The following is a 14,066-nucleotide window of genomic DNA, read 5'->3' as shown; positions in this document are numbered from 1 at the left end:
GGGGTGCTTGATAGCACAAGTTTTTCGTCAGACGCTTTAGTCGTCGCGACCTTTGAAGTCCGGCATCCGGCCTTTCAGGCGCAGGAACAGGCTTTCCTCATCATCATTGCGGAAAAACGGCACGGCCTCGGGCGGGGTGCGATCGGTGACGCGGGCCTCAATTTCGGCAAGCACCACTTCAGTAATGAAAGGCAGGTCAAAGCTGCGGGCTTCTGTGAGGGGGATCCACTGCAGGTGAGACAGCTCTTCGCAGGCGGCGGAGAAATCATCCAGATCGGAGGAGATTTCATCGGCGTCCAGCAAGAAGAACCGCGCATCAAAGCGGCGCGGACGGCCCGGCGGCGTGATGGCGCGGAAGACAAATTGCAGCGCTTCGGCGGTCGGTACATGGCCGGTGGCAGCGTAGGTTGCCCAATCAGCGGGTGGCGTGAAGGACCAGTCGCCTTGGGTGCCAAGGATCAGGCCGGTCTCTTCCCAGAGCTCGCGAATGGCGGCCACGGCCAACGCATGCACGATGTGCTCGCCGGTGTCCTCCCGCCGGTCTTCGCGCAACCGTTGGCCACAGAAGTCGGAAATCGGTGTGGCCAGCGGGATGTCCGCATCCTCAAGGTCCACAGCCCCGCCGGGGAACACCACCTTGTTGGGCATAAACGCGGCTTTTGCGCCGCGCTGGCCCATCAGGATTTGTGGATTTGTGTCACGATCTCTGAGCACAATCACTGTGGCGGCGTTTCGGATCGCGGTTTTGTCCACTGTGGTGGCGGTATTCATGCTGTGTTCCCCTCACGTGACGAGGTGGTCGGGATTATCAAAATCCGTGCATCCGGCGGGCCCATTGGAAGGCCACCACACACCCCTTCAATCTCGGCAGAAGGTAGAGCGAGAGCCCGACGCAGCCAACCGAAAAAATGGTGAAAAGAATAAGCGGGTCCGGACGCCAATGTACAAAGACGACATGTAGAAGCGGTGCCAACAGGTGACCCACCACAAGAATTGTCAGATAGGCCGGGCCATCATCAGCTCGATTGTGGCTCAGGTCTTCTTTGCAGACCGAACAATGGTCGCGCACTTTCAGATAGCCCTTAAGCATTGGGCCAGTCCCACAATTTGGGCATTTCCGGCGCCAACCCCGATACAGGGCCTGCTTCATTGGACGGTCTTCCTCGGTCAAAACCGCATCAGACATGTTGGTTTCACTCATTACGTTTCCCTCGCTGCTCGCTGGCACAAGATGTGTTGGTTTTCGCAAACAATAAAGGGGTCAATCTGACTTGCGTCGCGATGTCGCAAAGCCCCCTCAAAGGCGTCTCGCAGAAAAAGATTGAGAATGTGCGACGGAAAGCTGAAGGCGGCGCGTTTTACCTACACTGAACAGGCAATGAGCCGACACAGACTAACATAAGACAGGCCCAAAAGGAGACCACCATGAAGAGCACAATGATGATCAGCGCCGTAGTGATTGCAGCCCTGGGTGTGACCGCAGTTGCAGCGTCCGCCAAAGAAGGCGGCAAAATGCGCGGCATGCGCGGGCAGATGCCAAGCTTTGAGCAGCTCGACACCAACGGGGATGGTTTCATCACCGCCGAGGAGCTGCAAGCCAAAGCGGCGGCGCGTTTTGCGGGCATTGATACCAATGGCGATGGGGTGATCACCAAAGATGAACTGACCGCCCATGCCGAATCCCAAGGCAACGACCGGATGGTCAAGAAACTGGATCACATGATCAGCCGGATGGATGCCAATGGTGATGGCCAGTTGAGCGTGGAAGAGATGAAGCCCAAAGGTGACCGCACCGCCAAAATGCTGGAGAAGTTCGACACGGACGGTGACGGCAAAATCTCCAAAGCGGAGTTTGAGGCAGCGCAGGCCGCGCGTGCAGACAAGCGCTCTGAGCGTAAAGCGGAGATGTTCAAGAAGCTCGACACCAATGGTGACGGCGCCATTTCCCAAGAAGAGTGGGATGCGGCTAAAGAAGCCCGCGGTTTTAAGGCAAAGGGTGACATTCAGGAAAACTGAGGTCACGCAAGGGAGGGCGGCCGAAAGCCGCCCAACCCGGACTGGATTGAACAACCGCCCGTAAGAGGCTAGCCATCGAGATCATGACGATGCCTTACGATCAACAGGAAGACACGCCGGACGACGCTTTGTTGGTGCTTTATGCCAACGGTGACGGTGCGGCTGCGCGCATTTTGACGTTGCGGTTGACGCCGCGCATTTTTGCGCATGCTTTCCGTATGTTGGGCGATCGGGCAGAGGCCGAGGATGTTGCGCAAGAAGCCATGATCCGGCTGTTCAAACAGGCACCGGATTGGCGTCAAGGTGAGGCGAAGGTGACAACCTGGCTGTACCGTGTGACCGCCAACCTGTGCACCGATCGGCTGCGCAAATCCCGCGGAGTGGCGTTGGATGCCATTCCGGAGCCGGAAGACGGTGCCAAATCGGCGGCACAGGAAATGCAGGACCGCGCCCGGGCTGACGCGTTGCAAAACGCGTTGGCGACCTTGCCTGATCGGCAACGCCAAGCGGTGGTGTTGCGCCACATAGACGGTCAAAGCAATCCCGAGATTGCCGAGATCATGGAAATCAGCGTCGAGGCGGTCGAAAGTCTGACGGCGCGGGGAAAACGGGCGTTGGCAGAGGCTCTGGCCAGCCAACGCGATGCACTGGGGTATACCGATGGCTGAGAAGTTTGACGACGATATGCTGGACGATTTGTTTGCAGCGGCCCGTAACGACAGCCGCGCAACCCCGTCACCGGACCTGTTGGCGCGGGTACTCAGCGAGGCAGAAGGGCTACAAGTGGCCGATCCCGCCCCTGTAGCGCAAGTTGTGCGACCAAGCTTGTGGGCTGCGGTTGTTGCTGCGGTGGGCGGTTGGCCCGCGCTGGGCGGTGTGGCCATGGCGGGTGTTGCCGGTGTTTGGATTGGCGTGGCGTCAGGCACAACCCTGATGGCAGACACGCTTGGTCTTGATATTTATGGAGAGACCGCTCAAAGCTACCTCTCCGACCTGGATGATACCTATGCCTTTGATTTAACGGCGGAGGAGTGAGCATGACTGAGCCAAAAAACGATGTGCCCAGCCCAAAACCACGCCGCCTGACCCGCGCGCTGTTGATTGGGTCATTGGCGCTCAACCTGTTGATCATTGGAGTCGTGGGAGGGGCGGTGATCAGTTTGCGTGGTCATGGAGACAAGCGGCCAGCGTCAGACCGGTTTGGGTCGCCATATATCAAAGCACTGACGTTTGATGACAAGCGCGAAGTCGGACGCGCCATTCGCAGTACGTATCGCAAGTCGGACGTAGATCACCGCGCGGATCACCGGCTTTACAGAGAAGCTCTAACTGTGTTGCGGACGTCGCCTTTGGATGAAACGTCGCTGCGTGATCTGGTGGCCTCGTTGGATCAGGCAGGCGAGCGCCGCCGTGTGATGGCGCGGGATGTGTTCCTTGCCAAAATCCTGTCGATGAGTGACGCGGAGCGCGCCTCTTATGCGGATCGGTTGGAAGAGGTTCTGGAGCGCGGGCCAAAAGACAAGAAACGTCCGCCAAAACAACCATAGGTCATTTTGAGCCGCTAAGGTGCGGTTGGGTTGACACATTTGACACCGGCCATACTGCTTAGCCGTTTTTGCGCACCAAGAAAGTACTGCGCCTTACGCCGCTGTAATGGACAGCAGAACCTTGTCGCGGCCATCGGCCTTGGCGCCATAAAGTGCCTGATCCGCTTGATCGATCAGGGCGCAGGCAAGGCTGTCTTCGCTGTCGGAGAATTTGGCTTTCTTGGCCTCCAGCATATCGCTGCCCATGGCCACGCCAATGCTGACGGTGACGGCGATCTGAATGTCGCGGCCACGTAGATAGATGGGCTTGGCGCGGACCACATCACAGAGACGTTGTGCAACTTTGGCCGCACTTTCGCGGTTGTCGGTTTGCACAACCACCAGAAATTCCTCGCCGCCCATGCGGGCAATCAGATCGGCAGATTTGAGGTTGGCGCGCATGCGGCGGGCAATTTCCGCCAGCACAATGTCGCCGGCGGCATGGCCGTACTTGTCGTTTACGTCTTTGAAATGATCGAGATCCGCCAGCATTACCGCAAAGTCACCCTGTGGGGCAGTTTGGCCGTTGGCGCGCTGGGCCATGTTGTCCAGATGCGGCATCGCATAGCGGCGGTTGAACAGCCCGGTTAGCGGGTCGGTCACAGAGGCGGTCAACCCGTCCTCAACTTTTTGGCGCAGGCGGTCGGTCAGGCGTTTGCGGGCAATCATCTTGTCGAGCCGCAGCACCGCCTCTTCGGCGTTAAAGCCTTCGGCAATCACATCATTGGCACCAAGGTCCAGCGCATTGATGCGGGCGGTGTCGTTGCATTCGTCTAGTACCACCAAAACCGCAGCCTGGCGGGTGGCGGCGCGGGCGCGGATTTCGGCCAGCAGGCGCAGGGCTTCTTCTGGCGCGGCCACGGCGAGGGAGATCACAATGGCATCCGGCGCGGCAAACTGGCCAACGTTGCGCATGATGTCACCTTCGACCTGAGAGCGTAGCGCAAACGGTGCCATTTTGGACAGTTGAGCCTGCCAGCGGGCGCCTTCGGTTTCGTTGCGCACGGCCAGCAGTACGGAAGCGGGTGAGTCAAACCCCGTCAGTGGCTCAGCCAGGCCAGGAATATGCCCCGCGCGTTCGCGCAGGCGCAATTCTTCAAACGTGTTGCGCCCCCGAACAATTGAGCGGATGCGGGCCAACAGCGCGTCAGTGCTGACCGACATGTCAAACGCATCGTCTGCGCCAACCCGTAGCGCGTCGAGCAAATCCGCGTGGTGGCCGTCGGTGTGCACCAACAGCACAGGCAAATTGGCCAGGTTTGGTTGTTCTTTGACAAGCGCACAAAGCTCAATTGCGGTCATGTCCACAAGGTCGCCGCCCAGAACCAATAGATCCGGGGTGGTCTCCGTTTGCAGGAGATCCAAAGCCTCTCCTGCGCTGGCGGCCTGCTCAACCTGAGCGAATGCGCTGGCAAGTTTGACTTTCAACAAGATACGGTTCGCCGAAATGCTGTCGACGATCAAGACACGAGCTGCCATAGAGGAACCTGAAACTGTGGAAAGAAGGGACACGTTCATAATGTGGTATGAATGGTTAACAAACCCTTTCGAAAGTGAGAAAAAATGAGTGTTTCTCAGGACGTCGCGGAGACCACTGCGCTTAAGGCATTGGCTTGGCTGGTTAACAACGAGGAGGTGTGTTCGGTGTTTCTGGGCTCCACTGGTGCGTCGATTGATGACCTGCGCGTGCGAGCGTCTGAACCGGAATTTTTGGGGTCTTTGCTTGAGTTTATCACCATGGATGATGCCTGGGTGGTTGATTTCTGCGACACAAATGCACTCGCCTATGAGGTGCCAATGATGGCGGCGGCAATGTTGCTTGGCACGTCGCGCACCCATTGGACCTGAAGTTGCGATTTTATTAACGGCGCAGATCTGCTTGCACTGATCTGAGGGGCAGGGCAGGGTCGGGACCGGACCACAGATATATGTAAGGCACATCAAACATGCGCGTAGACGGACTCCTGTTTGACAAAGATGGCACCCTGTTTGATTTCGGGGCGACTTGGAACGGCTGGGCGGCGGGAATGATTGACCGCTTTGCTCAGGGTGACGCTGGTCTGGCGCACAGGATTGCAGATGCCTTGATGTTTGATCTGGCAGCACAGGCCTTCCGGCCAGAGAGCTTTGTGATTGCCGGCACCAACCGTGAGGCCGCGGAAGCCGTGGCGAGTGTCTTGCCAGGTTCGGATGTGGATGCGATTGATGAAGAGTTGATGCTGGCGGCGGCGGATGCTCCGTTGGCACCGGCTGTGCCGTTGGCCCCTCTGATGGACGCGTTTCGTGCGCAAGGTCTGAAGCTGGGCGTGATGACCAACGATACAGAATACGGCGCCAAGGCGCATTTGACCGGGGCAGGTGTTGTGGACCACTTTGATTTCATCGCCGGGTTTGACAGCGGCTTTGGAGCCAAGCCTGACCCAGCCCCGCTGTTGGCCTTTGCCGAACACACCAAACTGGCCCCAGCGCGGGTGGCGATGGTGGGGGACAGCACCCATGATCTGATCGCTGGACGTCGGGCCGGGATGCAAACTGTTGCGGTGTTGACTGGCGTGGCACTGGAGGCGGAACTTTCACCCCATGCAGACGTGGTTTTACCAAACATTGGCCATATCCCCGCGTGGATGGTGGGCTAACCCGCCATTTGATAGTGTGCTTTTGACGGCGTGCCCTTGGGTGCGCCGTTTTGTTTTGGCACCTCTGGGTCGTTGCGTGGACCAAAAACGACGAGATTTGTCGCAAACGCGCAGACAGCCCCCTCAAGATGCCCTTTGCTTTCTCTAACGTGAAGGGGAAGCAAGGATGTCAGGACCAGAGGGAAAGGCAAGAGGGCGGCGCGGTGGTGGCCGTGCGGGCAATGCGGCGCGGCGCATGAAATCCGGAGCCATCGAGCAGATGCCGTGGCGGCTGCCGGTCAATGCGGATCGCCCAACAGAGCCGCTGCGAGAAGAGGGTGTGCAGGCCATCCATGATGGCGCCATGCGTATTCTCGAAGGGATCGGCATTGCCTTTTACAACGACGAAGCCCGCACCCTTCTGAAACAAGCTGGGTGCCGTGTGGAGGGGGAGCAGGTCTTTATGGACCGCGCCTTTGTCATGGAGATGGTCGGAAAAGCACCGTCACGCTGGACCATGACGCCGCGCAATCCAGAGCGGCAGTTGGTGATGGGAGACAATCACATCCTGTTTGGCAATGTGTCCAGCCCGCCCAATTATTGGGATCTGGAACTGGGCCGCAAGGTGCCGGGCACACGAGAACATTGCGCCAACCTTTTGAAACTGACACAGGTCTTCAACTGTATCCACTTCACCGGCGGTTATCCGGTGGAACCCCAAGACATTCACGCGTCGATCCGGCACTTGGACGTTTTGTTCGACACGCTCACTTTGACCGACAAAGTGGTGCACGCCTATGCGCTGGGGGCAGAGCGGGTGGAAGATGCGATGGAGATGGTGCGGCTTGCGGGCGGGTTGAGCCATGAGGATTTTGAGGCCAGCCCGCGCATGTTCACCAACATCAATTCCACCTCACCACTGAAACATGATCACCCCATGATGGACGGTTGGATGCGCATGGCACGGCGCAATCAAGGCTTGGTGGTGACACCCTTTACGCTCGCGGGCGCAATGGCGCCGGTGACCATGGCGGGCGCGGTGGCGCAGTCGTTGGCCGAAGCGTTGAGTGCCGTGGCCTTGGCACAGTACATTCGCCCGGGTGCGGCCTGTGCGATTGGCACCTTCACCAGCAACGTTGATATGAAATCCGGCGCACCGGCGTTTGGCACGCCGGAGTATATGCGCGCCACCCAAATGACAGGCCAGATGGCGCGGTTCTATGGTCTGCCGATGCGCGCCAGCGGCGTCTGTGCGGCCAATGTGCCGGATGCGCAGGCAATGTGGGAGACGTGTAATAGCCTGTGGAGCGCGGTGCAGTCGTGCACCAATATGGTGTATCACGCCGCCGGATGGCTGGAAGGCGGGCTGATCGCCAGTCCGGAGAAGTTTGTGATGGATTGTGAGGAGTTGCAAATCATCCAGCGGTATATGGAACCGGAAATTTGTGCCACCGGACCGGCGGAGATTGCGTTGGAGGCAATTGCAGAGGTGGGCACGGACGGGCATTTCTTTGGTATTGCGCACACCCAAGAGCGCTACACCACCGCTTTTCACCAGCCATTTGTCTCTGATTGGCGCAATTATGAGGCGTTTGAAGCGGCCGGGGGGGCGTGGACAGCTGAGCGTGCGCATCACTTGTTCAAAGACATAATTGCGCAGTTTGAGGCGCCAGAGATGCCATCTGATCACCGCGCAGCCTTGGCGGAGTTTGTCGCAAAACGCAAAGAAGACGGTGGCGCACCAACCGATTTTTGACCGAAAGGTGCAATTTTCGCACCCGCAGCCTGCAAGAATTGTCAGATGCTGTAATTGTTATAAATCATTGTTTTTGAAATGCTCCTCGCTATAAACGCCCAACAGGGTTGCAGGAGGGGTATCATGCACACTCAGGACGGGCGCACAGTCACCGGGCGCGCGGAAATGGCCATTGTTGGGGCCATCGCCGGGTTGGCGATTTGGGCATTGGTGGACCATCTCCCCGATGTCATAACGCACCCGCATGTCTATCTGGCTGTGACCTCTTTTGTCTCTGGCTTCTTTGCCGTGTTACTGGGCTTGAGCGGTCCGTACCGTGTGGCACGCGCCGCGTTGCCGGCGCTGTGGTTGTCTGCCGTGGCAGCGCTATTATTGACCTGGGCCGGGTGGCGGTTTGAGACGCTTGATGCCTTCGCCGAGGCAGCGCACCCAATTATGGCGTGGGGGGTGTTTATCTCCATTGGCACGCCTTTTGCCGCGGCGCTTTTGCGGGATCATCACAGTTTGCGCGACTACGGCCATTTGTTTGATGTGAGCTGGAGTATTCTTGTGCGCTACTCGGCGGGCTGGTTGTTTGCCGGGCTGTCCTGGGCGGTTTTGTTCATGAGCCATGCGCTTTTGGAGATTGTTGGACTCACGATCATAGAAGACATCATCGACATAGACGGTGTGCCGTTTGTGATCACTGGCTTTGCCTTGGGGTTGGGCCTGTCAGTGGTACATGAAATGCGCGAATACCTGTCGCCGTTTCTGGTGCTGCGGCTGTTGCGTCTGTTGGTGCCCGTGGTGCTGGTGGTGGTTCTGGTCTTTGTGGTGGCGGCGCTGGCGCAAAACCCCGGAAACCTGTTTGGCAGTTTGAGCCGTACGGCCACATTACTGTTTGTTGGGCTGGCCATGATCAGCCTTGTCAGTATTTCGATTGATCGCGGTGATGCGGATGCGGTGCGCTCGCGGTGGATGCGCCTATGCACAGCGGCTTTGGCGCTGTTGTTGCCGGTGATTGCCGGGCTGGCAATTTATGCGTTGTCTTTGCGGGTGGCGCAGTACGGCTGGACCCCGGCGCGGTTGGCGGCCGCAGCCACGGCTGCCATTGTGGCGCTGTATGCGGTGACTTATGCGCTGGCAGTTGTGCTGCGCGGGCCGTGGATGGCGCGCATTCGACAGGCCAATATTCTGGCGGCGGTTGTTGTGTTTCTTGTCGCTGCCGCCTGGCAGACACCAATGCTCAATGCAGAATTGCTTTCGACCCGATCACAAGTGGCGCGCATTGAAAATGGTACATCGGACCTGGCGGATATGGCGTTGTATGAATTGACCCATGACTGGGGCAAGCCGGGGCGAGCAGGTGTTGAACAGCTGAAAGACGGTGTCGCACAGACGGAGGATGCTCTTCAGGCAGCGTTGCTCCGGGCGGAGACTGCAAGCAGCCCCTGGCAGTTTGAGCAGGGTCAAGAGGGCCGTGGCTCTGATGCATTGGCGGCACAGGTTTATGCCCATTTGACGGTTGTTCCGGAGGGGGAGACGGTGGATGTGGAAATGCTGCAGGCGTGGCCGCATTTTCGGTTGCGGGACTGGGCCGTTCAATGCGCCGCGCAGCCAGATCCAGGCTGTGTTTTGCTGCTTGGCAGGTTTCTGCCGGACGACAACACCAGGCAAGGCATGATGTTTATTCCGGCACAGGGGCAGGAATATGACGTATACAGCCTGTATTTCTCTGGAGAAACTCTCTCAGTGGGGGATTTCTTGACGCCCATTGGCGGCAAAGAGGTGACGGTGACGCAAGTTCGCTCTATATTACAGGGGCGCTACGAGGTTGCTCCCAGCAGTCGGCGCTCACTGTGGGTTGGGGATTTGGAATTATTCCCAGACTTCTGAGGTTGTTGGGAAAATCTTAAGGTGAGTCTGGTCTGATAGGCCACGACGAATGAGGTGAAGCTATGCATGGGTTGGTCAACAGGGCGATACAGTGCTTTGTCCGCGACAGCTATGGGCAGTCGCGGTGGCTTGAGGTGACTCGCCGCGCGGGTGTCGAAGTCACTGATTTTGAAGCCATGTTGCACTACGACGATAGTGTCACGGAAAATCTCATTGCCGCAGCCAAAGACGTGATTGGCGTGCCGGAAGAGACTGTGCTTGAGGATATTGGCACCTACCTCGTGACCCATCCCAATGTTGAAGCGCTGCGCAGATTGCTGCGGTTTGGGGGCGTTGATTTTGTCGATTTTCTGCATTCGCTGGATGAATTGCCGGATCGGGCCAAGCTGGCCGTGGATGATCTTGTCCTGCCGTCCATGGAAGTGCGTCAGCATTCCGCCGAGTCGTTCAGCCTGACCTGCAAAGGCGAACAGGCAGGCTTTGGCTATGTTATGATTGGCATTTTGCGCACTATGGCGGATGACTACGGTGCGCTTGTCTTCTTGGAGCATCGCGGGGCGCAGGCTGATGCCGAAGTGATTGATATCACTTTGGTGGAGCAGGCCTTTGCCAGCGGGCGCGAGTTTGAATTGGGGGCACGGGCCGGATGAGCGATACGCAAAACCGCTGCGATACTATGGCGACGTTGGATGTGCTGTGCCCGATGCACGTGTGTCTGGATAAATTTGGCAAAATCACCCACGCAGGCCCAACCGTGACCAAGCTTTACGGCGAGAACAGCATCCTTGGAATCCGGTTTTTGGAAGCGTTTGAATTAAACCGTCCGCACTCCATCACCTCGATGGAAACCTTGTTGGCGGCGGCGGGTAAGAAGCTGCACTTGAAAAAACGTGTGGAGCCGCAAACCGGGCTCAAAGGCGTGTTGATGCCCTGCGCCGAAGGTGGCGCCATTGTGAATCTGAGCTTTGGTATTTCCATTCTGGACGCGGTGCAGGAATACTCCCTGAACGCGTCCGATTTTGCGGCCACTGACCTGACCATCGAGATGCTCTATCTGGTGGAGGCAAAATCTGCCGCAATGGAAGCGCACCGGAAGCTCAATCAGCGTCTGCAAGGCGCAAAGATTGCCGCCGAAGAGCAGGCCTACACGGACACGCTGACAGGCCTGAAAAACCGCCGCGCGCTGGATCACATTCTGCCGCGTATGGTGGAAGACCGCACCCCGTTTGGCTTGCTGCATGTGGATCTCGATTTCTTCAAAGAGGTCAACGACACCAAAGGCCACGCAGCCGGTGACATTGTGTTGCAGCATGTTGCCAAAGTGTTGGTCGACAGCAGCCGCGGTGACGATGTTGTGGCGCGTGTTGGCGGGGATGAATTTGTGCTGGTGATCAACGGCACCATTGATGAAGAAATCCTGGGTCGCATCTGCACCCGGATCATCAAAGAGGTGGAGCGTCCGGTCGCCTACAAAGACACCCTGTGCAAAGTGTCGGCCAGTGTGGGTATTGCGATCTACGACGGCAACGGTGCCGCGTCTGCAGAGCAGCTGATGGATGACGCGGATGTGGCGCTTTATGCGTCCAAACATGACGGCCGGGCCACTTTCACGCTTTATACTCCGAAGTTGCGCGAAGACAGTCCTCTGGCGATCAACCACTAACGCGCCTGTGCCTGCGCGGTGCTACAGTTGCGCGATGCGCTGGCGACTTTCGGTGGCAACAAAATCCACAAACAGGCGGATTTTTGGGTCCTGCAATTTGCGGTGTGGATACAGACATCCAAAGGACGCGGGCAGGGGCGGTGTGTCAGCCAGAATTTCCACCAGCGCGCCACTTTTCAGGTGCTGGGCGACGTCAAAACGAGGTTTGTTGGCAATGCCTGCACCTTCCAGCGCCCATTGGGTCAGCACATCACCGTCGTCCGCATCATACCGACCTTTGGCCTCGATTTTGCGCAGTCCAGTGTCGGTTTGAAGCGTCCAGTAGTACTCGGGGCTGCGTGGGAAACGCAGCAGCAGGCAATTGTGATCTCCCAAAAGGTCGTCAGGTGTCTGCGGTGTGCCATGCACCTCCAGATACTCCGGCGCGGCCACCAACACGCGATCACAATCGGCAATTTTGCGCAGCTTGAGATTGCTGTCTTTTAATTCCCCCAGCACAAAGGCCACGTCCAAACCGTCCTCAAACAGGTCGACTTTGCGGTCCGACAGGCGCAGCTGCACATCGACATTGGGGTATTTGTCAGCGAAGGCAGGGATCAGCGGCGCGACAATCCGGCGCCCAACGCCCAAGGGGGCTGTCACGCGAATGGTGCCGCGCGGCTTGTCGGAAAACCCGGCCACCACGGCCTCAGCCTCATCCAGCGTTTCAATCACCTTGCGGGCGTGATCATAAAACACCTTGCCCACCTCAGTTGGAGACAGGTTGCGGGTGGTGCGATTGAACAGGCGCACACCAAGCCGGCCTTCCAGTTCTTTCACGCGGTTGGAGGCCACAGCCGGGGTCAGGCGCAGATCGCGGCCGCCGGAGGTGATCGAGCCAAGCTCCACCACACGCACAAAGACTCGCAGGCTTTCCAGATAGGGCATGAGAGTGCCTCCTTAAGGGATTGTGCCTCAATAGCGCGGGTTTGGGAATTTGATTTTCAATAAATCGTTGAAATAGATTTGCCAAAACCCTCGTTTCATTGAAGGCTAGTGCAAAGGTACAGTGGGCTAAGGCCATTTCCGTGCCGAGTCCCAGCAAGAGGTCAGGATGCAGCACCGCAGCGAAATTCGTTTTTTACTCAACGGGCGCAACGTCGCGCTTTCAGATGTGGGAGCAGACGGCACGCTCCTAGACTTTTTGCGCATAGATCAGCGACTTACCGGCTCAAAAGAGGGTTGCGCCGAAGGTGATTGCGGCGCCTGTACCGTCATGGTTGGACGGCTGACGGACGGCGGATTGGTGTATGAGCCTGTGAATGCTTGTATCCGGTTTTTGGCGTCTTTGGACGGCTGCCATGTGGTCACCATTGAGTACCTTGGTGGGCCAAATGGACGGTTGTCTGCGGTGCAACAGGCGATGGTCGAGCACCACGGCAGCCAATGTGGCTTTTGCACACCGGGCATTGTGATGTCGCTTTACGCGCTCTGGATGCAGCATGAACATCCAACGGTGAAGCAGGTGGAGACCGCATTGCAGGGCAACCTGTGTCGCTGCACTGGGTATGCGCCCATCATCCGTGCCGCGCAGGAGGTGACTAATTTTGGCACGCCTTCGGCCGAACATCTGACAACCGAGCGCGACAGCGTTGTGGCCGCGCTTAGCAGCCTGCGTGATGGCAAACGTGTGGAGGTTGCCAAAGGCGACAGCCGCGCCATCCTGCCAGCGGACGTGGATGACCTTGCCCGCATTCTTGAAACTGAACCCACTGCCACAATTGTTGCGGGTTCGACCGATGTCGGGCTCTGGGTGACCAAGTTTCTCAAGCAACTGTCTCCAGCGGTATTCATCGGCCAGTTGGACGGCCTCAAAGAGATTGCCGTCACCGAAGATGCTGTGACCATGGGCGCGGGCGTGACCTACACCGAAGCACAGGATGTGATTGCACAGCACTATCCGCACTTAAGCGAGTACTGGGACCGCATTGCCGGATGGCAGGTGCGCAATATGGGTACGGTAGGGGGCAACATCGCCAATGGCTCCCCGATTGGCGACACGCCACCGGTGTTGATTGCACTTGGGGCCTGCATCACGCTGCGCAAAGGGGACACCCGTCGCGTATTGCCGCTGGAAGAGTTCTTTATCGCTTACGGCAAACAGGATCGTGCCGCCGGCGAGTTTGTCGAAAGCATCACCATTCCGCGTGTCTCCACAGGCTATCATGCGGCGTACAAAATTTCCAAACGGCGGGATGAGGACATCTCCTCCTTGGCGGTGGGCATGACGGTACAGGTCGAAAATGGTATGATCACCGCAGCCGTGCTGGCCTTTGGGGGCATGGCCGCCACGCCGAAACGTGCCGCCGCCGCTGAGGCCGCACTGGTCGGGCAGCCGTGGAGCGAAGCCACTTTGGCAGCCGCTGCAGACAAGTTGCCTGAAGATTTCCAGCCGCTGACAGACATGCGTGCCAGCTCGGATTACCGCATGAAAGTCGCGCAAAACCTGTTCCGCCGTTTCTGGCATGAAACCAATGGCGACACCGCCCGCCTGGCCAGCGCGTAAGGAGAAATAG

15 protein-coding genes are annotated in these 14,066 nt (G+C 58.1%); 11 read left to right on the top strand and 4 right to left on the bottom strand.

The genetic code is table 11. The features are described 5' to 3' along the window. Positions 1-36: 36 nt before the first annotated feature. Positions 37-771 (bottom strand): NUDIX hydrolase, encoded by a 735-nt coding sequence (locus tag QOL67_RS07695; protein WP_283425373.1) that lies wholly within the window; start codon positions 769-771, stop codon positions 37-39. A gap of 37 nt (positions 772-808) precedes the next feature. Continuing rightward, positions 809-1,201, bottom strand: a complete 393-nt coding sequence (locus tag QOL67_RS07690; protein ID WP_283425372.1) for a DUF983 domain-containing protein — start codon at positions 1,199-1,201, stop codon at positions 809-811. Between the two features lie 224 nt (positions 1,202-1,425). On the opposite strand from QOL67_RS07690, the gene QOL67_RS07685 reads away from it, so the two are divergent. From QOL67_RS07685 to QOL67_RS07670, 4 genes are all read left to right on the top strand, one after another. Beyond that, complete coding sequence (locus QOL67_RS07685) at positions 1,426-2,016, top strand: EF-hand domain-containing protein (protein WP_283425371.1); 591 nt, start codon at positions 1,426-1,428, stop codon at positions 2,014-2,016. An 83-nt stretch (positions 2,017-2,099) separates the two neighbouring features. After that, positions 2,100-2,684, top strand: coding sequence for an RNA polymerase sigma factor (locus QOL67_RS07680; RefSeq protein WP_283425370.1), 585 nt, complete (start codon positions 2,100-2,102; stop codon positions 2,682-2,684). Beyond that, a complete protein-coding gene (locus QOL67_RS07675; RefSeq protein ID WP_283425369.1) occupies positions 2,677-3,051 on the top strand; it encodes a hypothetical protein in 375 nt (124 codons plus the stop codon). Before QOL67_RS07680 ends, QOL67_RS07675 begins: the two co-directional genes overlap by 8 nt. 2 nt (positions 3,052-3,053) lie before the next feature. Beyond that, positions 3,054-3,563: a periplasmic heavy metal sensor gene (locus QOL67_RS07670; RefSeq protein WP_283425368.1), complete on the top strand. Its 510-nt coding sequence runs from the start codon at positions 3,054-3,056 to the stop codon at positions 3,561-3,563. Between the two features lie 93 nt (positions 3,564-3,656). Here QOL67_RS07670 and QOL67_RS07665 read toward each other — a convergent pair whose 3' ends face one another. Further along, positions 3,657-5,081 carry a diguanylate cyclase gene (locus QOL67_RS07665; RefSeq protein ID WP_283425367.1) on the bottom strand — a complete coding sequence of 475 codons (1,425 nt, stop codon included), beginning with the start codon at positions 5,079-5,081 and terminating at the stop codon, positions 3,657-3,659. Between the two features lie 84 nt (positions 5,082-5,165). Between QOL67_RS07665 and QOL67_RS07660 the strand changes: the two genes are divergently transcribed. The 6 genes from QOL67_RS07660 to QOL67_RS07635 all read left to right on the top strand — a co-directional run bounded on the left by QOL67_RS07660 (position 5,166) and on the right by QOL67_RS07635 (position 11,511). Next, positions 5,166-5,450 carry a DUF3572 domain-containing protein gene (locus QOL67_RS07660; protein WP_283425366.1) on the top strand — a complete coding sequence of 95 codons (285 nt, stop codon included), beginning with the start codon at positions 5,166-5,168 and terminating at the stop codon, positions 5,448-5,450. Between the two features lie 98 nt (positions 5,451-5,548). Further along, the gene (locus tag QOL67_RS07655; protein ID WP_283425365.1) at positions 5,549-6,238 is read left to right on the top strand and encodes an HAD family hydrolase; all 690 of its coding nucleotides are present in this window, start codon (positions 5,549-5,551) and stop codon (positions 6,236-6,238) included. 166 nt (positions 6,239-6,404) lie between these two features. Beyond that, on the top strand, positions 6,405-7,973 hold the full coding sequence (locus QOL67_RS07650; RefSeq protein WP_283425364.1) for a trimethylamine methyltransferase family protein: 1,569 nt from the start codon (positions 6,405-6,407) through the stop codon (positions 7,971-7,973). Positions 7,974-8,096: 123 nt separating this feature from the next. After that, the gene (locus QOL67_RS07645) at positions 8,097-9,848 is read left to right on the top strand and encodes a DUF4153 domain-containing protein (protein ID WP_283425363.1); all 1,752 of its coding nucleotides are present in this window, start codon (positions 8,097-8,099) and stop codon (positions 9,846-9,848) included. A gap of 62 nt (positions 9,849-9,910) precedes the next feature. Further along, positions 9,911-10,498 carry a heme NO-binding domain-containing protein gene (locus QOL67_RS07640; protein WP_283425362.1) on the top strand — a complete coding sequence of 196 codons (588 nt, stop codon included), beginning with the start codon at positions 9,911-9,913 and terminating at the stop codon, positions 10,496-10,498. Beyond that, complete coding sequence (locus QOL67_RS07635) at positions 10,495-11,511, top strand: diguanylate cyclase domain-containing protein (RefSeq protein WP_283425361.1); 1,017 nt, start codon at positions 10,495-10,497, stop codon at positions 11,509-11,511. The genes QOL67_RS07640 and QOL67_RS07635 overlap by 4 nt, the downstream gene beginning before the upstream one ends. A gap of 21 nt (positions 11,512-11,532) precedes the next feature. On the opposite strand, the gene QOL67_RS07630 is transcribed toward QOL67_RS07635, so the two are convergent. Further along, positions 11,533-12,438 (bottom strand): LysR family transcriptional regulator, encoded by a 906-nt coding sequence (locus tag QOL67_RS07630; protein ID WP_283425360.1) that lies wholly within the window; start codon positions 12,436-12,438, stop codon positions 11,533-11,535. Between the two features lie 166 nt (positions 12,439-12,604). Here QOL67_RS07630 and xdhA point away from each other — a divergent pair, with 166 nt between their 5' ends. Then, on the top strand, positions 12,605-14,056 hold the full coding sequence (gene xdhA, locus QOL67_RS07625; protein ID WP_283425359.1) for a xanthine dehydrogenase small subunit: 1,452 nt from the start codon (positions 12,605-12,607) through the stop codon (positions 14,054-14,056). Positions 14,057-14,066: the final 10 nt, after the last annotated feature.

The organism is Shimia sagamensis, from assembly GCF_900182745.1.
Classification (GTDB): Bacteria; Pseudomonadota; Alphaproteobacteria; order Rhodobacterales; family Rhodobacteraceae; genus Shimia; species Shimia sagamensis.
Note: the sequence above shows the minus strand (reverse complement) of the source record. Positions and strands in the feature narration are given on the sequence as shown.

What these genes read in the sequence shown, in the direction of transcription:
- QOL67_RS07695 (WP_283425373.1), bottom strand. Translation starts at nt 771, where the DNA reads ATGAATACCGCCACCACAGTGGACAAAACCGCGATCCGAAACGCCGCC.
- QOL67_RS07690 (WP_283425372.1), bottom strand. Translation starts at nt 1,201, where the DNA reads ATGAGTGAAACCAACATGTCTGATGCGGTTTTGACCGAGGAAGACCGT.
- QOL67_RS07685 (WP_283425371.1), top strand. Translation starts at nt 1,426, where the DNA reads ATGAAGAGCACAATGATGATCAGCGCCGTAGTGATTGCAGCCCTGGGT.
- QOL67_RS07680 (WP_283425370.1), top strand. Translation starts at nt 2,100, where the DNA reads ATGACGATGCCTTACGATCAACAGGAAGACACGCCGGACGACGCTTTG.
- QOL67_RS07675 (WP_283425369.1), top strand. Translation starts at nt 2,677, where the DNA reads ATGGCTGAGAAGTTTGACGACGATATGCTGGACGATTTGTTTGCAGCG.
- QOL67_RS07670 (WP_283425368.1), top strand. Translation starts at nt 3,054, where the DNA reads ATGACTGAGCCAAAAAACGATGTGCCCAGCCCAAAACCACGCCGCCTG.
- QOL67_RS07665 (WP_283425367.1), bottom strand. Translation starts at nt 5,081, where the DNA reads ATGGCAGCTCGTGTCTTGATCGTCGACAGCATTTCGGCGAACCGTATC.
- QOL67_RS07660 (WP_283425366.1), top strand. Translation starts at nt 5,166, where the DNA reads ATGAGTGTTTCTCAGGACGTCGCGGAGACCACTGCGCTTAAGGCATTG.
- QOL67_RS07655 (WP_283425365.1), top strand. Translation starts at nt 5,549, where the DNA reads ATGCGCGTAGACGGACTCCTGTTTGACAAAGATGGCACCCTGTTTGAT.
- QOL67_RS07650 (WP_283425364.1), top strand. Translation starts at nt 6,405, where the DNA reads ATGTCAGGACCAGAGGGAAAGGCAAGAGGGCGGCGCGGTGGTGGCCGT.
- QOL67_RS07645 (WP_283425363.1), top strand. Translation starts at nt 8,097, where the DNA reads ATGCACACTCAGGACGGGCGCACAGTCACCGGGCGCGCGGAAATGGCC.
- QOL67_RS07640 (WP_283425362.1), top strand. Translation starts at nt 9,911, where the DNA reads ATGCATGGGTTGGTCAACAGGGCGATACAGTGCTTTGTCCGCGACAGC.
- QOL67_RS07635 (WP_283425361.1), top strand. Translation starts at nt 10,495, where the DNA reads ATGAGCGATACGCAAAACCGCTGCGATACTATGGCGACGTTGGATGTG.
- QOL67_RS07630 (WP_283425360.1), bottom strand. Translation starts at nt 12,438, where the DNA reads ATGCCCTATCTGGAAAGCCTGCGAGTCTTTGTGCGTGTGGTGGAGCTT.
- xdhA (WP_283425359.1), top strand. Translation starts at nt 12,605, where the DNA reads ATGCAGCACCGCAGCGAAATTCGTTTTTTACTCAACGGGCGCAACGTC.